At 60.8% G+C, this 24,092-nt stretch carries 22 protein-coding genes; 12 read left to right on the top strand and 10 right to left on the bottom strand.

The genetic code is table 11. The features are described from left to right. Positions 1 to 5 precede the first annotated feature (5 nt). Positions 6 to 905, bottom strand: a complete 900-nt coding sequence (lpxO, locus tag AACW30_RS07805) for a lipid A hydroxylase LpxO (protein ID WP_106578059.1) — start codon at positions 903 to 905, stop codon at positions 6 to 8. Between the two features lie 255 nt (positions 906 to 1,160). After that, positions 1,161 to 2,504 (bottom strand): LPS O-antigen chain length determinant protein WzzB, encoded by a 1,344-nt coding sequence (locus AACW30_RS07800; RefSeq protein WP_200624654.1) that lies wholly within the window; start codon positions 2,502 to 2,504, stop codon positions 1,161 to 1,163. Between the two features lie 367 nt (positions 2,505 to 2,871). Between AACW30_RS07800 and AACW30_RS07795 the strand changes: the two genes are divergently transcribed. Beyond that, positions 2,872 to 3,258: a TIGR03067 domain-containing protein gene (locus tag AACW30_RS07795; RefSeq protein ID WP_106578057.1), complete on the top strand. Its 387-nt coding sequence runs from the start codon at positions 2,872 to 2,874 to the stop codon at positions 3,256 to 3,258. A gap of 137 nt (positions 3,259 to 3,395) precedes the next feature. Here the strand turns inward: AACW30_RS07795 and AACW30_RS07790 are convergent, their stop codons facing one another. Then, on the bottom strand, positions 3,396 to 4,208 hold the full coding sequence (locus tag AACW30_RS07790) for a class I SAM-dependent methyltransferase (RefSeq protein ID WP_200624653.1): 813 nt from the start codon (positions 4,206 to 4,208) through the stop codon (positions 3,396 to 3,398). Between the two features lie 155 nt (positions 4,209 to 4,363). On the opposite strand from AACW30_RS07790, the gene AACW30_RS07785 reads away from it, so the two are divergent. The 3 genes from AACW30_RS07785 to AACW30_RS07775 all read left to right on the top strand — a co-directional run bounded on the left by AACW30_RS07785 (position 4,364) and on the right by AACW30_RS07775 (position 8,800). Continuing rightward, complete coding sequence (locus tag AACW30_RS07785; RefSeq protein WP_200624755.1) at positions 4,364 to 5,602, top strand: MFS transporter; 1,239 nt, start codon at positions 4,364 to 4,366, stop codon at positions 5,600 to 5,602. A 142-nt stretch (positions 5,603 to 5,744) separates the two neighbouring features. Continuing rightward, entirely contained in the window at positions 5,745 to 7,331 is a 1,587-nt protein-coding gene (locus AACW30_RS07780; protein WP_106577981.1) for an ABC-F family ATPase, read from the top strand. 293 nt (positions 7,332 to 7,624) lie between these two features. Beyond that, positions 7,625 to 8,800 (top strand): MFS transporter, encoded by a 1,176-nt coding sequence (locus tag AACW30_RS07775; protein WP_119739643.1) that lies wholly within the window; start codon positions 7,625 to 7,627, stop codon positions 8,798 to 8,800. Here AACW30_RS07775 and AACW30_RS07770 read toward each other — a convergent pair. Further along, positions 8,794 to 9,831: an alpha/beta hydrolase family protein gene (locus tag AACW30_RS07770; RefSeq protein WP_200624652.1), complete on the bottom strand. Its 1,038-nt coding sequence runs from the start codon at positions 9,829 to 9,831 to the stop codon at positions 8,794 to 8,796. The genes AACW30_RS07775 and AACW30_RS07770 overlap by 7 nt on opposite strands. 241 nt (positions 9,832 to 10,072) lie before the next feature. After that, a complete protein-coding gene (locus AACW30_RS07765; RefSeq protein WP_200624651.1) occupies positions 10,073 to 10,684 on the bottom strand; it encodes an FMN-dependent NADH-azoreductase in 612 nt (203 codons plus the stop codon). A 233-nt stretch (positions 10,685 to 10,917) separates the two neighbouring features. Here AACW30_RS07765 and AACW30_RS07760 point away from each other — a divergent pair, with 233 nt between their 5' ends. Further along, the gene (locus AACW30_RS07760; protein WP_200624650.1) at positions 10,918 to 12,108 is read left to right on the top strand and encodes an MFS transporter; all 1,191 of its coding nucleotides are present in this window, start codon (positions 10,918 to 10,920) and stop codon (positions 12,106 to 12,108) included. On the opposite strand, the gene AACW30_RS07755 is transcribed toward AACW30_RS07760, so the two are convergent. Then, positions 12,074 to 13,000 (bottom strand): AraC family transcriptional regulator, encoded by a 927-nt coding sequence (locus AACW30_RS07755; RefSeq protein WP_169366618.1) that lies wholly within the window; start codon positions 12,998 to 13,000, stop codon positions 12,074 to 12,076. The two genes, AACW30_RS07760 and AACW30_RS07755, sit on opposite strands and share 35 nt — an antisense overlap. A 158-nt stretch (positions 13,001 to 13,158) precedes the next feature. Here AACW30_RS07755 and AACW30_RS07750 point away from each other — a divergent pair, with 158 nt between their 5' ends. The 3 genes from AACW30_RS07750 (at position 13,159) to AACW30_RS07740 (ending at position 15,912) form a co-directional block, all read left to right on the top strand. Further along, the gene (locus AACW30_RS07750) at positions 13,159 to 14,538 is read left to right on the top strand and encodes an NAD-dependent succinate-semialdehyde dehydrogenase (RefSeq protein WP_200624649.1); all 1,380 of its coding nucleotides are present in this window, start codon (positions 13,159 to 13,161) and stop codon (positions 14,536 to 14,538) included. Between the two features lie 112 nt (positions 14,539 to 14,650). Then, on the top strand, positions 14,651 to 15,559 hold the full coding sequence (locus AACW30_RS07745; protein ID WP_200624648.1) for a LysR substrate-binding domain-containing protein: 909 nt from the start codon (positions 14,651 to 14,653) through the stop codon (positions 15,557 to 15,559). Continuing rightward, positions 15,556 to 15,912 (top strand): MmcQ/YjbR family DNA-binding protein, encoded by a 357-nt coding sequence (locus AACW30_RS07740; protein WP_106577973.1) that lies wholly within the window; start codon positions 15,556 to 15,558, stop codon positions 15,910 to 15,912. Before AACW30_RS07745 ends, AACW30_RS07740 begins: the two co-directional genes overlap by 4 nt. Here the strand turns inward: AACW30_RS07740 and AACW30_RS07735 are convergent. Continuing rightward, on the bottom strand, positions 15,901 to 16,284 hold the full coding sequence (locus AACW30_RS07735; RefSeq protein WP_106577972.1) for a DUF1294 domain-containing protein: 384 nt from the start codon (positions 16,282 to 16,284) through the stop codon (positions 15,901 to 15,903). The two genes, AACW30_RS07740 and AACW30_RS07735, sit on opposite strands and share 12 nt — an antisense overlap. Continuing rightward, positions 16,281 to 17,111, bottom strand: a complete 831-nt coding sequence (locus tag AACW30_RS07730; RefSeq protein ID WP_106577971.1) for an undecaprenyl-diphosphate phosphatase — start codon at positions 17,109 to 17,111, stop codon at positions 16,281 to 16,283. The genes AACW30_RS07735 and AACW30_RS07730 overlap by 4 nt, the downstream gene beginning before the upstream one ends. 229 nt (positions 17,112 to 17,340) lie before the next feature. Between AACW30_RS07730 and AACW30_RS07725 the strand changes: the two genes are divergently transcribed. The 4 genes from AACW30_RS07725 (at position 17,341) to AACW30_RS07710 (ending at position 22,762) form a co-directional block, all read left to right on the top strand. Next, a complete protein-coding gene (locus tag AACW30_RS07725; protein ID WP_200624647.1) occupies positions 17,341 to 18,975 on the top strand; it encodes a methyl-accepting chemotaxis protein in 1,635 nt (544 codons plus the stop codon). 1,131 nt (positions 18,976 to 20,106) lie between these two features. Next, on the top strand, positions 20,107 to 20,670 hold the full coding sequence (pnuC, locus tag AACW30_RS07720; RefSeq protein ID WP_200624646.1) for a nicotinamide riboside transporter PnuC: 564 nt from the start codon (positions 20,107 to 20,109) through the stop codon (positions 20,668 to 20,670). Beyond that, entirely contained in the window at positions 20,667 to 21,188 is a 522-nt protein-coding gene (locus tag AACW30_RS07715) for an AAA family ATPase (protein ID WP_179607759.1), read from the top strand. The genes pnuC and AACW30_RS07715 overlap by 4 nt, the downstream gene beginning before the upstream one ends. A gap of 65 nt (positions 21,189 to 21,253) precedes the next feature. After that, positions 21,254 to 22,762 (top strand): FAD-dependent oxidoreductase, encoded by a 1,509-nt coding sequence (locus AACW30_RS07710; RefSeq protein ID WP_200624645.1) that lies wholly within the window; start codon positions 21,254 to 21,256, stop codon positions 22,760 to 22,762. Here the strand turns inward: AACW30_RS07710 and xth are convergent. After that, positions 22,759 to 23,553 carry an exodeoxyribonuclease III gene (gene xth / locus AACW30_RS07705; protein ID WP_119739616.1) on the bottom strand — a complete coding sequence of 265 codons (795 nt, stop codon included), beginning with the start codon at positions 23,551 to 23,553 and terminating at the stop codon, positions 22,759 to 22,761. The two genes, AACW30_RS07710 and xth, sit on opposite strands and share 4 nt — an antisense overlap. 53 nt (positions 23,554 to 23,606) lie before the next feature. Then, the gene (locus AACW30_RS07700) at positions 23,607 to 24,047 is read right to left on the bottom strand and encodes a MarR family winged helix-turn-helix transcriptional regulator (protein WP_200624644.1); all 441 of its coding nucleotides are present in this window, start codon (positions 24,045 to 24,047) and stop codon (positions 23,607 to 23,609) included. Positions 24,048 to 24,092: the final 45 nt, after the last annotated feature.

Genomic DNA, 24,092 nt, shown 5'->3' with positions numbered 1-24,092 from the left:
GGGTGTCAGATAAGGATAAAGATCAGCGCCAGGCCTGCGAAGATCGCCCACTTTTCCAGGTAGTAGCGCGCGCGATTGCGCTTTTTCAGCTCTTTGCCGCGCAGGCGGATCTTGTACAGGCGGGTGAACGCGCGGTTCAGGCCGCCGGTCTTGTCGCCCTCATCATTGGGTGAACCGGCGGCCGCCATCACGTTACGGCTGAACCAGCGGTTGAACGCCGCTGCCCAGCGGTATTTCATTGGCCGCTCAATGTCGCAGAACAAGATGATGCGGTTCTGCTGGGTGGTGTTTTCCGCGTAATGAATGTAGGTCTCATCAAACATCACCGGCTCGCCGTCGCGCCAGTAATAGCTCTCGCCGTCCACATTGATGTAGCAGCCAGGATCGTTGGGCGTGTCCAGGCCCAAGTGATAGCGGTAGGAGCCGGCGTACGGGTCGCGGTGGCGCACCAGCTTGGAGCCTGGTGGCAGCTCGGCGAACATTGCCGCCTTGATCGAGCCAATGCTCTGCACCAGCTCGGTGGTGCGCGGGCACAGCTTCATCGCCGACGGGTGGCTGTCGCCGTACCACTTGAGGTAGAAACGCTTCCAGCCCGACTTGAAGAACGAGTTGAAACCCACATCGTTGTACTGCTCGGAACGCTTGATCTCGCCCATGCGCATCAGGTTCTGGCCTTCCTGGCGGATTTCTTGCCAATGCTCTTGCAACGGGCTCAGGTCGGGAAAATCGCCGGGCGACAAAAAGGGACGGCTTGGCTGCTTGGAAAACAGGTAAAGGAAGCAGTTGATCGGCGCAAGGAACGTCGAGTGGTCGCTAAGCTGGCGGCCCAGCTTGTGTCGCACCCGGCCACGCAGGTGAACATACGCAATGGAGGCAACGTAGAGAGCAACAATGATGAGTTTCAAGGGATTCGTCACACGTCAGAAGAGAACAGGCTGCTCCTGCGTGCCCACAACGGCCGAGGATATATAAGCAGCACCTGAAATCACGATTACACATAGGCGACTGGACGGGTTGCTTACAATCCGGACCAAGGCCATTGGCCGTTATTTAGCCACAGTTTGTAACCAAAGGTTAACTAAGAATTGTGAAAAGCTGTCCACAGACCGGCTCGGAGCCATCGTGGGCCAGCATTGACGCTGGCCCATTGACAGTCGCGCTTACGGCAGCGGCCGATCGTCCGTAGGCTCACGGCGTGGGCGGCGGTCGGCCTCTTGGGTCGCGTACAGTTCAGCCTTGCGATGCGTCAGCACGAAGTGACGGATCAATGCAGCCAATACGCCCAGGAACAAGCCGACGACCAGGCTCACCGCGACAATCAGCAGCTTTTTCGGCTTGATCGAGGTCAGCGGCTCCTGAGCGCGACGGTCGATGGACACCAGCTTCAGGTTGCTCATGTCGATATTGAGGCCTTTCAAGCGCGCGATTTCGGCCCGCAGCGGCTCAACGTCTTGCAGGAAGATGTCCTCATTCCCACGCTTTTGCAGGACTTCAACCTCACGGTTGGTTTCAAGCAATTGCAGTTCTTTGCCAATTTCGGCGATGCGGCTATTGGTGAAGTCATCGCTGGTGCGCTGTTGCAATGCGGTTCGCTCGGCTTCCAGCGCCTCGGTGCCGAGGAAATACAAAGGAATCTTCTGGTTGCTGATCTCGGTGCGTACCACCTGGTTGGAACCGGCCCGTGTGGTGTCGGCCATGGACGACGGCGTTGTAGGCTTTTTGATGCCCATGGATTTGGCAATCGAGATCGCTTCGGCCAATTCTGCCAAGCGGTCGGTGCGCTCCATTTTCATCTGCAGGCGCAGCCCGCTAAGTTCATCCTGCAAGCGGGCGCGCTTGACCCGGTCAGCTTCAAGCAGCGTGGCGATCTTCGATTCCTTCTCGGTATCGTAGTTGGCGCGGGCCGCGTCAATCTTGCCTATGAGCTCGGTCAAACGGTTATTGACGATGACCTTGAGGTCGGCGCCAACCTGCTCACGCTCCGCCGCGACGGCATAGTCGACAAACCCGTTGAGGATCGCCACGCCGTCTACGTCCGCTGGGTATTGCATCTCCAGACGCACATAACTGCTCAACGAATCGGACTTCTTCGGGTCTGGCAGAATCAGGTTGATCGAGTTGCGGTTGAAGTCTTCAAAGCTCTGCTCAAGGCTTCGCCCTGGCTTCTGAAAGGCCTTGAACAGTTCTTCGTGGCTTTTGAAAAAACCCAGGCGAGCCCCATAGGAATCCAGCTGGGCGCCGACTTTGTCCAGCGCATCGGCGGGCGGCAACTTATAAACCTCGGAGCGATTCAACGCATCCAGTTCATTGATGGCCGCCGGGCGCAGCACACTGCTGACCTCATATGTCTTGGGAGCAAGCAGTGCGTAACCCGTCCCCAGTATCCCCGCCAGAATCGTACAACCCACTATCAGTTTTTTTTGCCGCCAGATGGCTTGGAACAATTCAAACAGATCAATTTCATCTGGCGTTGCAGGTGAATTGAGCGGAGAAGTTCGATTCAAAATGAGAACACCTTAGAATGACATTAAAAAGCCACCACCCCATTCGAACTCGAGCACAGGTTCAAAGACGGAGAGACCAGGGACAACGCCCTGGCACAGTGACCAACGGCACTCAGACCACACGCTAATGCGAAAAATCCGACGCAATTAGAGATTGTTTCTATTTCATGTCGATGACGACGCAGGGCCATCGTGAATGTATGCCCGAGAGTGTCATAAGCGTAGTCAATAGTTCAGGGAATCTCTGCCCGCTAACGCATAAAGCCCTTTTCGGTAAATTTTGGTCAGCGCGGTTACAATTTGCCCTGTTCAACTTTCGGCACTTAGGTCCTCACCCTCAATCCAGCCCCTGCAACAAGGAATGTGCATGCACTCTTTCTCAGATCCGGACTATCAATTTCTTCAAGGCGCTTGGGAGCAGACCGCCCTCGAAGACAGTGGCGTGCTCAACCCTGCCGACGCGCATAGCGCGCCAGGGGCAATCACGACCATTGCCGGGGACACGTTCGAGGTGAAAACGACCCAGGGCGAAGTACTGCTCGCAGGCCGGTTTACGCTGGACAGCAGCACGGCGCCCAAAAGCATCACCTGGGTGGACGCCATCGGCGAAGATGCCGGCAAGCCACTGCCCGCCAGCTATCGCCTGGAAGGTAATGATTTTGTGTTTATCGCCGCCGATGCGGGCATGCCAAGGCCAACGGTATTCAGCACGGGACCAGGACAAACCATGCGCACTTTTGTGCGCAAAGGTTGATCCGCCCCCATCCGAACTTGCGACATGGTTTTCACACGGCCTTCACTTTCCGGCCTATAGGGTGAAGCCTACCTACTCCAGTGAATCACTTGGCCCGCCTCTCCTCGCGGGCCTTTTTTTGCGCGTGGGAAAACCGCTCAGGCGCAACGCTTGGTGGCGGTCAAGGTGAAACACAGCGGCAATTGGGCCGGCTGATGCGCGTACTGCTCGTAAAGTTCTTCGCGGTTGCAATGCGGGTATTCCTGCAGGTGCTCGATCTGCAGTTGCGCGGCAATTGCGCCACTCACCATGCTTCCCAGGGTATGCACGTACCAATAGGACGTCGGACCGGCAACCTCGCCCTGCCCTTCGTAGACAATCGACTGCTGCAGCACGAACGGATCGCGCTGAAAATATGAACTCGCCGGCAGCAAAGGGTTGGCAGCTCTCGGGTCAAATACCTCCAGGAAGGGATGAGTTTCGTAGACCACCAGCGTGCCGCCGGGTTTAAGGGCACTCGCCACATGGCGCATGAACAGCGCCACATCGGGCATCCAGTTGAGTACGCCAATGGTCACCAGGGCGACGTCGAAACGCCCCAGCAGAGGTTCCGGCAGGTGATGGATATCGGCTTCAATGAACTCGGGGTTATGCGGCGACACCTCGGCCAATTCCCGCGCTTGTTGAAGAAACGCCCGGGATTGATCGACGCCCACCACACGGCGGGCACCCAGGCCGAGCAGCGACAGGCTTTCACGCCCGTTGTTGCAGCCCAGCTGCACCACGTCTTTGCCGGCAACGCCGACGTCTTGCAGCAACGCAGTGATCGTTGGATCCAGGCACGAAAAATCCGCCTGTGCGACCGATTCCAGCAGCGTCTTCCAAGTGGCGGTGTCTTTGTGCAGCCTGGCGGAGGCGTCCCAGGCGTCCTTGTTATGAGCAATCGCCTGTTGGGCTGAGGGCATCTCCATGTGCTTCTCCAGATCGTTACTACAACGGGCTTCGGAAATTAAGCCAATTGCCTGTCAGATGAAACCCTCTGAGGCGGCGAAACTTCTATTAGAGCCCGTAGGTCACTAGCCCAATGAGTCTCCAGCCCCTGAACACTCTTAGCGAAGACAGCGCCGTGGCCAATCACTCCGACCTGCGTAATACCCTGTCCCTGGATAGCCTGAATTTCTTTCTGGCCGATGTCCGTGACGGGCTCGGGCCTTACCTGGCGATTTACTTGCTGGCGGTGCACAAATGGGAGCCCGCCAGCATCGGCGTGGTCATGACCCTGGCCGGCATTGCGGCCTTGATCACCCAGGGTCCGGCGGGTGCACTGATCGACCGGACCCGCAGCAAGCGCGCGGTGATCGCAGTGGCCGCCCTCCTTGTCACGGGCAGCTGCCTGCTGCTGCCTTTCGTCAGCGCGTTCAGCTGGGTGGCATTGACTCAGGCGGCCAGTGCCGTAGCCGCCTCCGTGTTCGCGCCGGCGATTTCGGCGATTTCCTTGGGCATTACCGGGCCGCGTGCCTTTACCCGCCGCACCGGGCGCAATGAAACCTTCAACCACGCCGGCAATGCCGTGGCGGCCCTGCTGGCGGGCGGTCTGGCGTATCGGTTCGGCCCGGTGGTGGTGTTTTACTTGATGGCCTTTATGGCCGTGGCCAGTGTCGTGGCGGTCAGCTCTGTCTCGGCGTCGGCGATTGACCACGAAGTCGCCCGGGGCTTTGATCCCGCGCACCGCAGCGATCATGAACAACCTTCCGACGTGAAGGTGCTGCTAAGCAATCGCCCGCTGCTGCTGTTTGCCATCTGCTGCGCGCTGTTTCACCTGGCGAATGCCGCGATGCTGCCGCTGGTCAGCCAGAAGCTGTCGCAGATCAACCTGCAAATGGCCACGCCGCTGACTTCGGCCTGCATCGTCGCCGCGCAGTTGGTCATGGTGCCGATGGCCTGGCTGGTGGGCATAAAAGCTGACGTGTGGGGGCGTAAACCGTTGTTGCTGGCCGGTTTTCTGATTTTGCCGCTGCGTGGCGTGCTGTATACCCTGTCCAGCGACCCGTACTGGCTGGTGGCCGTGCAGATGCTCGACGGCATCGGCGCAGGGATTTTCGGCGCGCTGTTCCCGGTGATCGTCAAGGACCTGACCCAGGGCACGGGTCGTTTCAACGTCAGCCTTGGCGCGCTGTCCACCGTGTTTGGCCTGGGCGCGGCGCTGAGCAGCAGCCTGGCCGGTTTCGTGGTGCAACAGGCCGGTTATAACGCGGCCTTCCTGACGCTGGCGGGGGTTGCGGCGGCAGCGCTGGCATTGTTATGGCTGGCGATGCCAGAGACATTGGCGAAACCATCGCTCGCGCGCATTACAACTGTCGCCTGACATATGCGACAATGCGCGCCAAATTCCAACACACATCCAAAATTTTCTGCTCAGCGACCGGGTTTCGCGCCTTGATGTCGCTGTTGACGCATGCCTGAAGGCTCCTGCCGCCACGCTCGCAACCCATTGATAGGTAAAGTAATTGATCTCCACAGCTAACATCACCATGCAGTTCGGCGCCAAGCCGCTCTTCGAGAATGTCTCGGTCAAATTCGGCGCCGGCAACCGTTATGGTTTGATCGGTGCCAACGGTTGCGGCAAGTCGACCTTCATGAAAATCCTTGGCGGCGACCTTGATCCGTCCGGCGGCCAGGTCATGCTCGAGCCGAACGTACGCCTGGGTAAACTGCGTCAGGACCAGTTCGCCTACGAAGAATTCACCGTGCTCGACACCGTGATCATGGGCCACGAAGAGCTGTGGAAGGTCAAGGCTGAGCGCGACCGCATCTACTCGCTGCCGGAAATGAGCGAAGACGACGGCATGGCCGTGGCCGAGCTGGAAACCGAATTCGCCGAAATGGACGGCTACACCGCCGAATCCCGCGCCGGCGAGCTGCTGCTGGGCCTGGGTATTCCGCTGGAGCAACACTTCGGCCCGATGAGCGAAGTGTCCCCAGGCTGGAAACTGCGCGTATTGCTGGCGCAGGCGCTGTTCTCCGATCCTGAAGTGCTGTTGCTCGACGAACCGACCAACCACTTGGACATCAACACCATCCGCTGGCTGGAAAACATCCTGACCCAGCGCTCCAGCCTGATGATCATCATCTCTCACGACCGTCACTTCCTGAACAGCGTGTGCACCCACATGGCTGACCTGGACTACGGCGAGCTGCGCCTGTTCCCGGGCAACTACGACGAGTACATGACCGTGGCGACCCAGTCCCGCGAGCAACTGCTGTCGGACAACGCCAAGAAGAAAGCCCAGATCTCCGAGCTGCAATCGTTCGTCAGCCGCTTCTCGGCCAATGCCTCCAAAGCCAAACAGGCCACTTCGCGTGCCAAAGCGATCGACAAGATCCAGCTGGCCGAGGTCAAGCCTTCGAGCCGCGTGAGCCCGTTCATCCGTTTCGATCAGAACAAGAAGCTGCACCGCCAGGCCGTGATGGTCGAAAAAATGGCCAAGGGTTTCGACGGCAAGCCGTTGTTCAAAGACTTCAGCTTCCAGGTTGAAGCAGGCGAGCGTGTTGCGATCATCGGCCCGAACGGTATCGGCAAGACCACCCTGCTGCGCACCCTGGTCAATGAATTGACCCCGGACGCCGGCAGCATCAAGTGGACCGACGCTGCCGAACTGGGCTACTACGCTCAGGACCACGCGCACGACTTCGAAGACGACGTCACCCTGTTCGACTGGATGGGTCAGTGGACGCAAGGCGAACAAATGATTCGCGGCACTTTGGGCCGCATGCTGTTCTCCAACGACGAGATCCTCAAGTCGGTCAAGGTGATTTCCGGTGGTGAGCAAGGCCGCATGTTGTTCGGCAAGCTGATCCTGCAAAAGCCGAACGTGCTGATCATGGACGAACCGACCAACCACTTGGACATGGAATCCATCGAAGCGCTGAACCTGGCGCTGGAAAACTACCCGGGCACGCTGATCTTCGTCAGCCACGACCGTGAGTTCGTATCGTCCCTGGCCACCCGCATCATCGAGTTGAGCGCCAACGGCGTGATCGACTTCAGCGGCACCTATGACGACTACCTGCGCAGCCAAGGCGTGGTGTTCTAAGTAACGCCACTGTAGTGAGCTGGCTTGCCCTGTGAGCTGGCTTGTTGTGGCGAGCAGGCTTGCCCTGCGTTGGGCTGCGAAGCGGCCCTAAAATCAGACACCGCGTTCTGCCTGGCAGAACGCGGTGTTTTTTATTGGGGCTGCTGCGCAGCCCAACGCAGGGCAAGCCTGCTCGCCACAAGCAGCCCGCTCACCATAATAAACCCAGCCATCAAACAAACTAGTTAGCCTGCTTCCTTTTCCCCCACACCCTTGCCATCATGCCGTCACCGCCCGCCCGCGAACGAGTGACCATGCCTGCCACTGCCCCCACTTCACTGTCGATCACCCTGCAGATCGTCTCCATCGTCTTCTACACCTTCATCGCCTTTATCTGCATCGGCCTGCCGATCGCGGTAATCCCGGGCTATGTGCATGAAAACCTGGGTTTCAGCGCGGTGGTGGCCGGGATCACCATCGGTTCGCAGTACCTGGCCACCCTGCTCAGTCGGCCCATGGCTGGGCGCATGTCCGATAACGTCGGCACCAAGCGGGCAATTGTGCTGGGCCTGGCCGGTATTCTGGTCAGCGGTGTGCTGACGTTTTTCGCGACGCTGGTCGAGAGCCTGCCTGCGCTGAGCCTGGGCATCCTGATCGTCGGCCGGCTGTTGCTTGGCGTAGCTCAAGGGCTGATAGGCGTGGGCACCATCAGTTGGTGCATGGGCGCGGTGGGCGCTGAACACACCGCGCGCTCGATTTCGTGGAATGGCATTGCCTCCTACGGCGCCATTGCGATTGGCGCGCCGCTGGGCGTGGTGATGGTGGCGGATTATGGCTACACCAGCCTTGGCATCGCCTTGACGGTGCTGGCGGCGTTGGGCCTGGTGCTGATCCGCAATAAGCCTTCGGTGCCCGTGGTACGCGGCGAACGACTGCCCTTTTGGGCGGTGTTCGGGCGCATTGCGCCGTTTGGCACCAGCCTGTGCCTGGCGTCGATTGGCTATGGCACGCTGACCACCTTTATTACCCTGTATTACCTCAATCGCGGCTGGGCCGGGGCAGCGTATTGCCTGACGGTATTTGGCGTGTGTTTTATCCTGTCGCGCCTGGTGTTCATCTCTGCCATCAGCCGTTTTGGCGGGTTCAGTGCAGCGATTGCCTGCATGACCATTGAAACCCTGGGCCTGACGCTGCTGTGGCTGGCGCCCTCAACCGGGGTTGCGTTGATCGGTGCCGGGCTCACGGGTTTTGGCTTGTCGCTGGTGTACCCGGCGTTGGGCGTCGAAGCCATCAAGCAAGTGCCCAATAGCAGCCGTGGCGCCGGCTTGAGTGCGTATGCGGTGTTTTTTGATCTGGCCCTGGCGATTGCCGGGCCATTGATGGGCGCCGTGGCCCTGAACCTGGGCTACGGCTGGATATTCTTTTGCGCCGCGCTGCTATCGGTCACGGCGCTGGGGCTGACCGTGCTGCTCAAACGCCGCGCTTACTGATCAGCGGTCTGCATACCGGCGCGGGTCGCTTGGCCCAGCGTGTGGGAGAAGAAGCGCCCCGCTTCTGAAATCAGGTCGCGGTGGATGCCTTCGCGGTCGACGCCATCGGCATCGGTGCAGATCGCCGGCATCGCCACCAATTGGTCGCTGTCACACGGCGCCATGAACACGAAATGCCCGGCGCCCGCCAACAGTTTGAAATTCGGCGGCTCCGGCAGTTTGCGCGCCAGCGCAGCGGCGTTCTTGTCCACCGCCACCAGTTTGTCGCCATCGCCGCTGTAAAGCAGCACGGGCACATGCACATCCGCCAGGGTATGGCGGCCAAACATCAGGCTCAACGGCGCCATCAGCATCAAGGCATGAATGCGCGGGTCGGCCTGTGGCTGCAAGTCGTCGCGATCCACCACCAGTTCGCCTTTGGTGGTACATGCGTCGCGGTCTTCCGGGCGCTCCTGGCAATAACGGCGCAGGCGGTCGAAATCCGGCTTGGCGCCGGCCAGGATCAACGCGGTTTCGCCGCCGGCGGAGTAACCGATCACGCCCACCTGATCGACGTTGACGAACGGCGACAGCATCGGGTCGCCGAGGGTGGCGGTGATCGCTTCGGAGATCTGAATCGGCCGGCCGTACAGGTTACTCACGGTGCCCAGGCGGCTGTGATCCTTGTAGTTGTCGCCAGGGTGCAACACGGCCACCACGACAAACCCCTTGCGTGCCAAAGACGTGGCCAGGTCGTGCAGGGCCAGTGGCGTACCGGTGTTGCCGTGGGACAGCATCAGCATCGGAAAGCGGCCGATGGCGACCTTGGAGTCTTCGGTGGCGGCGACGTGATAGGCGCCCAACGCAGTGCTGTGCTCATCGTCGGTCGACGGATAAAACGCGATGGCTTTCATCGGCTGCAGGTCCAGCGGGTCGAGAAAGGTCATGCGATGGAAGCCCACACTCCAATGCGGGTGCGGCGCTGGGGCGGCGTGCACTGAAATCAGGCCACCGAGCAGGGAGAGAACCAAAACAGCACAAAGACGCATCATGGGGATGTCCACCTTTGCTGCGCGACCACGTTCAACACCCGCGGCAGATCTATATGAAAAGTCCATGGTTCAAGGCGCTCACACCGGGTGATAAACCCATGCGTGCATAACCTGGGCCAAAGTAGTGACAGCGGGTAAACGAAAAAACTCCGTATTCCGGTCGTTTTGAAGCGATCAGAATACAGAGTTTAGGCGCCCGGCTTCGGATTGGAACCGAGCAGACGCGAAATTTACACAAGCCTTACGCGGCGGCGAACAATTGTTCGTTGATGACAGCGTTGGCGTCGCTCAGGGCTTTGCTGCGTACTTCTTCACCGTAGGCCAGGCCTTGGGCGCGGACGAACTCGATGTCGGTGATGCCAAGGAAGCCAAACACCAGTTTCAAATAGTCTTCGTGGCCGACGTTGCTTGCCTGACCGGCGTGCAGACCGCCCGCAGTCGAGACGATGATCAGCTTCTTGCCACCGCACAGGCCTTCAGGGCCGGCTTCGGTGTAACGGAACGTCTGGCCGGCGATGGCGATGCGGTCGATCCAGGCCTTGAGCTGGGACGGCACCGAGAAGTTGTACATCGGCGCGCCGATCACCACAGCGTCGGCAGCGATGAATTCAGCCAGCGACGACGCGCTCAGCTCAGCCTCGTGCTGTTGTACCGCGTCGCGCAGTTCAGCCGCGGTGCCCAGGGCGCCCAGGGTCAGGCCCGAAAAGTGGCTGATGCCTTCGCTTGCCAGGTCACGGTAAGTCACTTCCACACCCGGCTCAGCCGCTTGCCAGGCCTTGACCACACCAGCGCTGAGCTGACGCGAAGCCGAGTTGTCGCCGAGGATGCTGGAATCGATATGCAACAGTTTCATGCGGGATCTCCAAGTGAGGATCGCGGCTAGGCGATCGAATGAGGTTGATCCTACACATGAACCCAATAAACGATTAGACAGCTTAAATGCGATTGTTCGTCCTGCCAGCAGGACAATCGATTAAACGCCAACATTCAATCCAACAAGGTTATTGCCTGATGCGCTGACGCACTGGATTTCGCCCGAGCTTGGCTTCATTCTCGCCGGCAGATCCGACAGCCACCGGCCACGCCATGCACCCACCCTCTCCCGTCCTGACCAAGAGCCTGACCCTGATCCTAGCCATCTGCTGCGGGTTTTCGGTCGCCACGATTTACTACAACCAGGCCATGCTGCCGCTGATTGCCGACACCTTTGCGGTGTCGACCGCGCACGTCGGGCAGATCGCGATGCTCACGCAGCTCGGTTATGCCTGTGGCCTGCTGCTGTTCGTGCCGCTGGGCGACCGGATCAGCCGACGCACCCTGATCCTGGCCGTGCTGTGCCTGAACTTCATCAGCCTGCTGGCCTCGGCCACGGCGCCGTCTTACACCTGGCTGCTGGTGGCGAGCGGGCTGCTGGGGCTGTCGGGGATCAGCGCGCAGGTGATCATTCCCGCCGCTTCCGACCTCAGTACCCTCGAACAGAAAGGCGCGGTGCTGGGCCTGATGGTCAGCGGCTTGTCGGCCGGTGGCTTGCTGGCCAGGACAGTCAGCGGCGTGGTCAGCGGCTGGCTGGGCTGGCGCGGCATGTTTGCCGTGGCCGCGGCGCTGGATGTACTGCTGTTTATGGCAATTCTGACGCGCATGCCGGTGTCGATCTCCACCAGCAAACTCGCGTATGGCGCCTTGCTCAAATCCCTCTGGGGTTTGGCCAGGCAATATCCGCCCCTGCGCCAGTCGGCGCTCAAGGGCGCCCTGGTATTTGGTGCATTGAATGTGTTCTGGGGCTCGATGGCCGCCTTGCTGGCCTTGCCGCCGTATGGCTTTTCGAGTGCCCAGGCAGGCCTGGTGGGGCTCTCGGCCATTGTCGGCATTCTCTGCGCCTCGACCATCGGCCAACAAACCCGGCGCCATGGGCGCTTGCTCGAACGCGCCGGCATCACCACGGTGCTGGTGGCGTTTATCCTGATCTACAGCCTTGGGCTGAGCGGCTGGTGGTGGCCCATCCTGATCGCGGCCACCTTCCTCGACCTGGGTAACCGGACCAACCAACTGGCCAACCAGACCCGCGTATTGGCGCTGGAACCCTCAGCCACCAGCCGCCTGAACACCGTGTTCATGGTGGTCTACTTTATCGGCGGCGCCCTGGGCTCGGCGGCCGGCGCTTTTGCCTCGCAGCACTACGGCTGGCAGGGTCAGGCCCTCACCGGCGCGGCCTTTGCCGGGCTGGCCTTGCTGATGACCCTGTTCAGTGGGACGACACATAAAGCGACGCCGACGTAGGCGCCGGCAACGCGTAGGTGCGCTTCATCCACTGGATCTCTGCCTGCGGCGTGCGCCCGAAAAAGCGTTTGAACTCGCGGCTGAACTGCGAAGCGCTCTCATAGCCGACCCTGGCACACGCCGTGGCGGCGGTGATGTCGTTGCGCAACATCAATAAGCGCGCCTGGTGCAGGCGCGTGGACTTGAGGTATTGCATCGGTGAGGTGCCCGTGACCGTGCGAAAGTGCGCATGAAAACTCGGCACGCTCATCACGGCTTCCGCCGCCAGGGCTTCCACGTCCAGGTGCTGGTGGTAGCAGCCGTGAATCTTGCGGATCGCCCGCGCGACCTTGCCGAACTGGCCCTGCTGGTTAAGCGCGGCGCGCATCGAGCCGCCCTGCGCACCCGTGAGGATGCGGTAGTAGATTTCGCGCACCAGCGACGGGCCGAGGAGTTGCGCGTCCATCGGCACACGCATCACTTCGAGAAAACGCAGCAACGACTCGCTGAGCGGCTCATCCATGGGCGATGAATACATGCCGCGGGGCTTGGCCTCAACCAGGTCAGGGAAGTCATCCAGCGCCACCATCCATTCGGCGGCGAGGGTAAAATCCAGCCGCAGGTACACCGCCAGCATGGGCTCCTCTTCGCTGGCCTCGGTTTCCATGGTGAACGGCACAGGTACCGAGACCACCAGGTAATGCTGCGCGTCATACAGGTAAATGTCTTCCCCCAGAAAGCCACGCTTGCACCCCTGGCAGACAATCACAATGCCGGGATCGTAGAGCACTGGTACTCGATGCAAGGGCCGGTTGGAACGCAAAAAGCGCACATCATCCAACGCGGTCAGGTTATAGCCTTCGACAGGCGCCAGGGTGCCCATCAGCTCGATGATTCGTTGGGTACGGCCCATGGTGCAAGGCTCCTGGCGAAAACCGCACGCTACTGCGCAATCGTCGCCGTGGCTATGCACTCATAGGAATAGGCAATCAGCAGATTGGTTTGGATATTCGCTCAAACCGCCCGTTTCCGTAGCCTGAAACACCACGTTCAGCCCTCGGAGATGCCCTCATGCTTATCGTCTACAACCCCGCCACCGGTGAAGAAATCGGCCGCGTTGCCAAGAACACCTCGGCTGAGGTCAAAGCGGCGGTCGACCGCACCTGCGCGGCGTTCCCTGAATGGTCTTCGACGCTCGCCAAGGAGCGCAGCGAGATCCTGCGCCGCTGGCACGACGCCGTTAAGGCTGACAAGGAAGCCTTTGCCGAACTGCTGTGCCGCGAAAACGGCAAGTGCCTCACCGAAGCCCGGGGCGAAATCGATTACGGCCTGGGTTTTATCGAGTGGTACGCCGAAGAAGCCAAGCGCGTGTACGGCGACACCCTGCCCACCCACGACCGCAACGCCAACGTGCTGGTGACCAAGGAAGCCATTGGCCCTGTCGCGGCAATTACCCCGTGGAATTTCCCGTTCATGATGATCACGCGCAAAGTCGCCACAGCCTTGGCGGCGGGTTGCACCATGGTCATCAAGCCTGCCGAAGACACGCCGCTCACCGCCTTCAAGCTGCTGGAATACGCGCGCAAGGCCGGTATCGAACCCGGCGTGCTGGAAGTGGTGGTCGGCGATCCCAGGGAGATCGGCCTGATCTTCACCGGCGACCCGCGTATTCGCAAAATCACCTTTACCGGCTCCACCGCTGTCGGCAAATTGCTTGCGGCGCAATGCGCGGCCACCCTCAAGAAAATGACCCTGGAACTGGGCGGCAACGCTCCGTTTATCGTGTTCGAGGACGCCAACCTGGATGAGGCCGTCAAGGGCCTGGTCAGCGCCAAACTGCGCAACAGCGGGCAGGTGTGCATCTCGCCAAACCGGATTTTTGTGCAGCACAGCATCCTCGACGAGTTCGTCCAACGGGTGCAGGCGGCGGTTGCCAAAATCGACGTGGATCAAGGCCTGCGCGAAGACTTTGTGGTCGGGCCGCTGGTCAATCAACTGGGTTTTGACAAAGTCGTCCGTTTGGTGGAAGACGCCAAGGCCGCCGGCGCCAGCGTGCTGATGGGCGGCAAGCCCCACGCCAGGGGCGGGTTGTTCTACGAACCCACCGTGTTGACCGGTTTGCGCGACGACTCGCCGCTGGCCACTGAGGAAATCTTCGGGCCGGTGTTCGCCTTCTATTCATTCAAGGATGAAGAGGAAGTCATCGCGCGCGCCAATCAGACCGAGTTTGGCCTGGTGGCGTATGCCTACACCCGCGCGCTGGGGCGTTCGTTGCGGCTGTCGCGCCAACTGGAGGCTGGGATGGTCATCCTCAATTCCGGTTCGGTCGGCACCGCGTCGATTCCATTTGGCGGTATCAAGCAATCCGGCTATGGCCGTGAGGGCAGCTATTACGGGATCGAAGAGTACGTGCATGTGAAGTATGTGCTGATGGCGGGCGCGCAGTTCTAAGCGTTTAATCGCGTCCAAAGCGAGTCGCCACACGGCGCTCGCTTTTTTTGTAGTGGATTTGCCCTCGCCAGACGCGGATAGTTCGTCCCACTGACAGGACAATAGGTTGACCATGCAAGACCTCAACGACCTCTACTATTTCGCCAAAGTCGTCGAGGCCGGCGGCTTTGCGGCGGCCGGCCGGCTGCTGGGGATTCCCAAGTCACGGCTGTCACGGCGTATTGCCGAGCTGGAAGAACGCCTCGGCGCGCGCCTGTTGCAGCGCACCACGCGCCAATTGACCCTCACTGCGGTCGGCGAGCGTTATTTGCGCCATTGCCAGGCGATGCTGCTGGAAGCGGAAATGGCCGACGAGGCCGTGGCCAGTATGTCCAGCGAACCGCGCGGGCGCCTGCGGGTCAGTTGCCCGGTGGGCATGGCCCAGCACATGTTGCCGGACATGGTTGCCGGTTTTCTCGCCGCCCACCCGCTGGTGCAGCTGGAAATGACGCTGGTGAACCGCCGTGTCGACCTGGTGGCTGAGGGCATCGACGTGGCCCTGCGCGTGCGCGAGTCGGGCGATGAAGACCCGCTGCTGGTGACCAAGCGCCTGCGCCAGGCCCAGACCCTGCTGGTGGCCAGCCCTGAATTCATCCAGGGTCGGCACATCGACAGCCTCGAAGACCTCAAACAACTGCCGTTGCTCGGCGCGCTGGAGGCCGACCGCCTGGTCCACCTGCGCCTGATCGACCCGCAAGGCAACGCTCAGGACCTCGCGCTGGAAGCCCGCCTGGGCATCGACGACTTCATCGTGCGCAAGGCTTGTGCCCTCAAAGGCCTGGGTTTCACCGTCTTGCCGATGATGTACTGCGAAGAGGAATTGGCCAGCGGCCAGTTGGTGCAGCTGCTGCCGCAATGGTCGTCGCCAGGGGGCTGGTTGCAGGCGGTGTACCCGCATCGCCGTGGCGTGCTGCCGGCCATTCGTGCCTGGATCGACTACCTGGAAGAAGCCTTCAAGGGCTGCGGAGACCGCTTGCTATGAAAATGACTGAAGCACACGTCGCCGCCTTCTGCCTGAGCCTGCCCGGCGCGCGGGAAGACTACAAATGGGGCGGCGTGCGGGTGTTTTCGATCGCCGGCAACAAGATGTTCGCCCTGCAGAACCTGCGGGGCGAATCGCTGGCGTTCAAGGTCGACAAGGACCTGTTCCTCGGCCATGTCGACCGCCCCGGCATCCACCCGGCGCCTTACCTGGCGCGGGCACAGTGGATCATCATGAACACGCCCTACCCGCTGGGCGCCGAGGAACTGCGTGGCCTGTTGCGGCGTTCTCACCAATTGGTGGTGAGCAAACTGCCCAAGCGCACGCAGATCGGGCTGTTGCTAGAAGATTGAAAGCAGCGTGCCGCCCAGGAATAACTGGTCGAGCCAGAACACCTCGTGCAGCAACACGATGACCCAGAACAGCACTTGGTACGACACCTTGCGCGTCTTGTGGCGGAACACTTGCTGGGCGATCAACGCCCCAGGCCACCCGCCGGCCAGTTCCACGGCGTGCAGGATGTTTTCGCGAACGCGCGGGCCTGCTGTCTCAGCCTTGCGCTTGTCACCCCAGTAAAGAAAAAACGCCACCACGCTGACCACGCCATAGGCGGCCAGCGGGATCACTGTCTCACCGCGATGCCATACCAGCGCCGCTCCCAGCAGCGGCGCGGCGCACAGCAGCACAAAGATCAGCGCCTTGAGGCGCGGATGCTGAATGTTCATGGCTTGACCGCCGACCAGTCGATCCAGCCGAACTGCCAGGTCGCCAGGATCAGCACACCGAACGCGATGCGATACCAGGCAAAGGCCGCATAGCTGTGGCTGGCGATGAACTTGAGCAAGGCCTTGACCGCGATCATCGCAAAGATGAACGAGGTGACAAACCCGATGGCAAACACCGGCAGGTCATCGGGCTGGAACAAGTGACGGTACTTGTAGCCCGAATACAGGGCCGCGCCGACCATGGTTGGCATCGCCAGAAAAAACGAAAACTCGGTGGCGGTCTTGCGCGACAGGCCGAACAACAGGCCGCCAATGATGGTGGCGCCGGAGCGTGAGGTGCCCGGAATCATGGCCAGGCACTGGGCCACGCCGACCTTGAGCGCGTCTTTCCAGGTGATCTGGTCCACGGTTTCAGCATGGACCGCATGCTGGCGGCGCTCGGCCCACAACATGATCACGCCGCCCACGACCAGGGCGGTGGCCACGGTGATCGGGTTGAACAGGTAGTGCTTGATCAGGTCGGCAAAAATCACCCCCAGCACGATGGCCGGCGCCACCGCGATGATCAGGTTAGCTGTAAACCGCCGGGCACTGGGTTGGGTCGGCAAGCCGATGACCACGTCGAGGATCTTGCGCCGAAACTCCCAGACCACCGCCAGGATCGCGCCCAATTGAATGATGATGTTGAACGCCTCAAAGCGTTCGCCGCCGAAGCCGATCAAGTCGGCGACGATGATCTGGTGCCCGGTGCTGGAAATGGGCAGGAACTCTGTCAGCCCCTCCACCACGCCAAGAATCAATGCCTGTATGGCGGTCCAAAAATCCATGTATCCCCCAAAGGTCATGCCTGTCGGCATGCCTTGACTGTCTTTTTAATAGTTCACTGACGACAAGCGCACTCAAGTTCCGGTGCTGATTTTCAACATCGGTCTGCAAAAATTTCGTGAAAAATCAGGGAGTACTCAGGTTTTTCAATTACAGGCCGAAAGCCTATCAGACAAGCCGGAAATTTCGATGCAGCGCCCACAATTATAAAAAGCATGGAGTGACAGGACGATGAACAGTTTGCGCAGTATGTCGATCAGCCGCCGCCTCTGGCTGATCCTGATAGTCGCCGTGTTGATGCTGCTGACGTTGGGGCTGTTGATGCTCAAGCAGATCCATGGCGACCTTTACCAGGCCAAACGTCAGCAGACCCAGCACGTGGTGCAGACCGCCAGCGGGGTGCTGGCCTATTACCAGAACCTTGAGAAAACCGGCGTGCTCAGCCGTGAAGCCGCGCAGCAGCAAGCCCTGAGCGCGGTGCGTGGCCTGCGCTACGACCACGACGATTACTTCTGGATCAACGACCTGACGCCCGTGATGATCATGCACGCGGCCAACCCCAAGCTGGATGGCCAGAACCTCTCGGCGATCCGCGACCCGGACGGTTTTGCGGTGTTCAACGAATTCGTGATCCTGGCCAAGGCCAAGGGCGCCGGCATCGTCAACTATCGCTGGCCCAAACCTGGCGCCGAAGCGCCCGTGGAGAAAACCTCGTACATCCAGCTGTTCGAACCCTGGGGCTGGATTATCGGCTCCGGCGTGTACGTGGATGATGTGCAGGCCGAGTTCACGGGCCAGGTGTGGAAGGCCTCGCTGATTGGCCTGGGCATCGCTCTGCTGATGGCCGTGTTGGTCACCCTGATTGTGCGCAGCATCGTGACGCCGTTGCAGGCGGCGGTGAACGCCATGGCCAATATCGCCAGTGGCGAAAGCGACCTGACGCGCAGCCTCGACACCCACGGGCGCGACGAAGTCACCCAGTTGTCTCGGCACTTCAACAGCTTTACCGCCAAGCTGCGCCAGGTGGTCGGCCAGTTGCAGGTGTGCGCCAATGCGTTGGGCCAGTCGTCCACGGAATTGGGCAACAACGCCAGCCAGGCGCATGACCGCAGCCAACAGCAGTCGCAGCAGATGGAACTGGTGGCGACGGCGATCAATGAAGTCACCTATGGCGTGCAGGACGTGGCGAAAAACGCCGAACATGCCGCCAGTGAGATGCGCGATGCCCAGGCCCAGGCGCAGCAGGGCCAGGTGAATATTGACGGTAGTTTGCAGCAGATCGACCAGCTCTCCGGCACCATCAGCCAGGCTGTGGAGGTGATTCGCACCTTGTCCAGCGAGAGCACGCAGATTGGTGGTGTGCTGGAAGTGATCCGCTCCATCGCTGACCAGACCAACCTGCTGGCGCTTAATGCGGCCATTGAGGCCGCACGTGCCGGGGAGCAGGGCCGTGGGTTTGCGGTGGTCGCCGATGAAGTGCGGCTGCTGGCTCAACGTACGCAAAAATCCACTGCTGAAATCCAAGTGATGATTGAGCGTCTGCAGGGGCACTCGGAAGCGGCGGTCAAGGTGATCAGTGACAGCCATAGCGCTTCGCAGCTGACGATTGAACAGGCTGGGCAGGCCGGTGCCAGTCTTAACGCCATTGGCCAGGCGTTGCGTAACCTCAACGGGCTGAATGCCTCGATTGCCAGCGCGACCTTGCAACAGGCGCATGTGGTGGAGGATATCAACCAGAACGTCACCCAGGCGGCCGGGTTGTCTCACAGCACTGCGCTGGCGGCGGAGCAATCCAGCGTGGCGAGTGCGCATTTGCGTGGGTTGAGTGAGGAGTTGGACGGGTTGCTGCGGCAGTTCAAGGTTTAGCTTTTTTTGGGGAGGGTGGGTGTACATATCCGGTGTTTGGGTGATGGCGGCTTATGGTTCCGCCCTTACGGCGGGTCACTTTGGAAAAGCCCCAAAGTAACCAAAGGGCTCTTGCCCCACCACTCGGCACCTCGCTCACGCTTCGGTGTGCCCGAACGCAGGCTTGAATCCGTGGGCCGCCGTGACGGGCCATCCATGGCCCAACACGGCTAACCCGGCGTCCTGCCGGGTTACCCACGGATTCAAACCTGCGTTCGGCCAGCGTGGTTTAACGGGGCGCCTAAGATCAAAATCAAAAGCAAAGCACGGCGGCCTAGTAGCCGACCTGAGTGGTTAGATCAAAAGCGAAGGCGAGGCGGCCTGACAGCCGACCTGATCTTGAGAGCTGAACCCAATTCAATGTGGGAGCTGGCTTGCCTGCGATGGCATCAACTGGTTGTGCCTGATACACCGAGGTGCCTGCATCGCAGGCAAGCCAGCTCCCACAGAAGAGCAAAGCAGCACGGTGCTGGCGGTCTGTACCCGGTCAAACTGTGGGAGCGGGCTTGCTCGCGAATGAGGTGGTTCAGTCAGCTCATAGGTCACTGGCACACCGCCTTCGCGAGCAAGCCCGCTCCCACAGTTGATGCTCGAGTGGTAGAAGCCAAAACACAGCCGTGGCGGCCTGATAGCCGACCTGATCTTGAGAGCTGAACCCAATTCAATGTGGGAGCTGGCTTGCCTGCGATGGCATCAACTGGTTGTGCCTGATACACCGAGGTGCCTGCATCGCAGGCAAGCCAGCTCCCACAGAAAGGCAAAGCAGCACGGCGCTGGCCGCTGAACTCGGTCAACTTGTGGGAGCGGGCTTGCTCGCGAAGGCAGTGGTTCAGTCAGCTCATGGGTCACTGGCACACCGCCTTCGCGAGCAAGCCCGCTCCCACAGTTGATGCTCAGTACATCTGGTGATGGGGTGTTGCTCAGCTTCTGCCACGCACGCCGTGCTCTGCTTTTGGCATCAATCTCAGGCACCTCGTCAAACCACGCCAGCCGCCATGACCGCAGCAATGTGTATACCTCCACATCCGCGTTTAAACATTCCTCACCTCTGGTTACAATTAGCGCCCTCTCCCACTCTCCCAAGGAACCGCCATGTCCGGGCTTGAATTGTTCGCCGCCGCCCTGGGGGTGATCGCTGTCTGGCTGACGGTCAAACAAAACCCCTGGTGCTGGCCCATCGGCCTGGTCATGGTGTTGCTCTACACCTGGGTGTTCTTCGACGTAAAGCTCTATTCCGACATGCTCCTGCAAGTGGTCTACGCCGCCCTGCAACTTTACGGTTGGCGGCAATGGACCCGCGCCGGCGAGGTCAAGCAAGGCCGTCAGGTCACGAGCCTCGGCGTGCCCGCGATCATGAGCAGCCTGGCCGTCGGCGCCGTCTTCAGCCTGCTGCTCGGCGCGGCCATGGCCCACTGGACCGACGCCGCCCAGCCATGGCTCGACGCCGCCCTCACCGGCTTCAGCCTGGTGGCGCAAATGTGGATGGCGCAAAAACGCGTGCAATGCTGGCCACTGTGGATCGCCGTGGACGTGATCTTCGTCGGCCTGTTCCTCTACAAAGGCCTGTACCTCACCGCCGCGCTTTATGCCCTGTTCACCGCGATTGCCGTGCAAGGCTGGCGTGAATGGCGCAGCGACCCGGCGTTGCACGCATGAAAGTGGTAGTACTGGCAGGCCCCGAATCCAGCGGCAAAAGCTGGCTGGCGGCTGAACTGCATGCACACTTTGGCGGGCTGATGGTTGGCGAATACGTGCGGTATTTCATCGACCATCACCAACGCGACACCACCCTGGCGGATATTCCGGCGATCGCCCGCGGCCAGCTGGCCTGGGAAGACGCTGCCCGCGCCGAACAGCCCAACCTGCTGGTGCTCGATACTCACCTGTTGACGAACAAACTGTGGAGCCAGACGCTGTTCGGCGACTACCCGGCCTGGCTGGACGACGAACTCCTGGCCCGGCATTACGACCTGCATCTGCTGCTGTCTCCCGAGGATGTTGAGTGGACCGCCGACGGCCAGCGCTGCCAACCGGAACTGGCTGATCGTCGGGCGTTTTTCCAGGGCAGCCTGGCGTGGATCGAACAGCACCAGCAGCCCGCCGTGGTGATTGGCGGCCATTGGCAAGCGCGGCGTGACAAGGCATTTGAAGCGGTGGCGCAACTGCTGGCGTAAGGCCCATCGGGTCAACGCAGTCCCTTTCCTTCGGCGCCAGTCAATCTTCTAAAGGAGATTGGCCTATGAACATGCGCATTGTTGCTCGCCTGATTAACTTGCCGGAAAACCGTGGCGTTCGCGTCACCGCGGCAAAGCATCCTGTCTTGCTGGTGCGTGTCGGCGACCGGGTGCGCGCCTTCCAGGCCGACTGCCCGCACGCCGGCGCTCCGCTGGAAGAAGGTGTGATCTGTAACGGGCGGATTATTTGCCCCTGGCACAAAGCGGCGTTTGCCGTGGACAGCGGCGCCGTCATCGAACCTCCAGCACTGGTCGGGCTCACGCAATACCCGGTGCAGGTGCACGATGGCGTGGTCAGTGTTGGCGACGAGCCCATCGTCGCCGAAGCCGCGCCAGCGCGGGATGAACACCGCTGTTTTGCGGTCATCGGCGCTGGCGCGGCAGGCACTGCCGCCGTGGCGACGTTGCATCAGCAGGGCTTCAGCGGACGATTGCTGTGGATCGACCGCGAACAAGCTCCGGCCTACGACCGCACCGCCCTGAGCAAATTCGTGATCGCGGGCCAGATGACGCCCGAAGACACGCCGCCACTGCTGGATAAGCAGCCTATTGGCATTCACGGCGAAGTTCAGCGCCTGGACGCCCGCGCCAAACGCATCGAACTCGCCGACGGTCGTCACTTCGACTATGACGCGGCACTGGTCGCCACCGGAGGCGAAGCGCAACCACTGGACATCCCCGGCGCCGTATTGAGCCACGTGTTTGTATTGCGCAGCCGCGAGGATGCAGCGCGAATCGATGAAGCAGCGCAGTCGGCAGCGTGCGCGGTGATTGTCGGCGACAGTTTTATCGGCCTGGAAGCCGCGTCCGCCTTGCGCCAACGGGGCCTGGTGGTGCAGGTGGTCAGCCGCCATGACATTCCTCTCGCTGCGCAATTGGGCAAGCGCATCGGTGCGGCCATTCGCCAATTGCACGAAGACAATGGCGTGATCTTTCACTGCAACACCGAGCCCGAACGCTTCAACGGTCACGGCGCGGTGAGTACCGTGCTGCTTAAAAACGGCAAGCGCCTGGCGGCAGACCTGGTCGTAATGGGCGTTGGCGTCACACCCGCCACAGGCTTTATCCAGGGCGTCGACAAAGCCGAGGATCAGTCGCTGAACGCAGACAGTCATTTACAGGTGGCGCCTGGGTTATGGGCGGCCGGCGACAACGTGACTTTTGCCTGGCGTCAGCAGCCGACACGCATCGAGCACTGGCGCGTGGCCCAGCAACTGGCCGTGCTGGCCGCGCGCAATATGCTTGGAGACACGCAGGTGTACGCCGACGTGCCCTTCTTCTGGACCTACCACTTCGGCAAAACCTTTGAAGTGCTCGGCCATCCGCGGCACTGGAACCGCCTGCACGTGGAAGGTGATGTGAATCGTCACGACTTCATTGCCTTGCTGTGCCGTGATGATCAAGTGGAAGCCGTGATTGCCTGCGAACATCAGCAAGCCATGGCGCGCCTTTCACAACGCATGCAGCACCCCTTGGGCAAAGCCGACGCCTTGGCCATTATTCGCGCTGATTAGCGCTTTTTGCGGGTGCTCAGTTGAATCCATGTCGGTGCATGATCGCTGGCGTGCGGCTCGTTGCGCACCCAGGCGTCCACGCCGGCGTCTTTGAGGTAAGGCTTGAGCGCGGGATTGAGCAGCAGGTGATCGATACGCAGCCCGGAATTGGTCTGCCAGTGCTGACGGAAGTAATCCCAGAAGGTGTAGACGCGCTCTTCGGGGTACAGATGGCGCAGCGAATCGGTCCAACCCTGCTCCAGCAGGCGCTGATAACACGCGCGGCTCTCGGGTTGCAGCAAGGCGTCCTTGAGCCAGGAGCGCGGGTTGTAGATGTCGAGGTCGGTGGGTACCACATTGAAATCCCCGGCCAGCAGCACCGGGTGTTCGCTGGCTTGCAGCGCCTGGGCATAATCGATCAGCCGTTCGAACCAGGCCAGTTTGTACTCGAATTTCGGCCCAGGCTGCGGGTTGCCATTGGGCAGATACAGGCAGCCGACCAACACGCCATGCACCGCGGCTTCCAGGTAACGGCTTTGCGTGTCGCTGTCATCGCCCGGCAAGCCGCGCCGGCTCTCCAGCGGCTGGGCATCGCGCGCCAAAATGGCCACGCCGTTCCACGAGGCCTGGCCCAGGCAGATCGCACCGTAGCCGGCTGCTTCGAAGTCGGCATAGGGAAACAGGCTTTGCGGCGCCTTGAGCTCTTGCAGGCAGACAATATCGGGCTGCTCGCGCTCAAGCCATTGCAGCAGGTTGGGCAGACGGGCACGGATGCCGTTGATATTGAAGGTGGCGATTTTCAGCGCTTTCATCGGTCCGGTCCTTACAGGGCTCTTGGGGTAGAACCTGAAAGCGGCGCGGATGTTCAATCCAAACCACGCTCCAGGTTGGCATTCACGCGCAGCAATAACGCCAGCAGCGTCGCCTCTTCCTCAGCGCTGAAGCCCTGCAGCGCCTGCGCCGTGCCCTGCACCATCACGGCGTAGGCCGCAGGCATGCGTTCACGCACCGCATCGGTGAGGGTGATCAGGCGGCTGCGTTTGTCTGTGGGGTCGACCATGCGCTGGATCATTCCATCACGCTCCATGCGCCCCAGCAGCTGCGCCATGCTCGACTGCTCGACACGGGCGATGCGCACCAATTCAGCCTGGGGCAGACCCTCGCTGTGCTTGAGCGCCACCAGCACCGGAATTTGCGCCACGGCAAACCCCAACGCGCGTAGCTGGCCCTCGTAAAGTCGGATAAACCCGCGGTTGGCGAGACCTATCTGTTGCATGGGATTGGGTGACGGGGTTTGAACATTCATGGGGTCGTTGACTTTCCATAGGAGCCTATGCATCAAATGTATAGG

Origin of the sequence: Pseudomonas sp. MF6747, from assembly GCF_963890955.1 — a bacterium.
Lineage (GTDB): Bacteria > Pseudomonadota > Gammaproteobacteria > Pseudomonadales > Pseudomonadaceae > Aquipseudomonas.
Note: the sequence above shows the minus strand (reverse complement) of the source record. Positions and strands in the feature narration are given on the sequence as shown.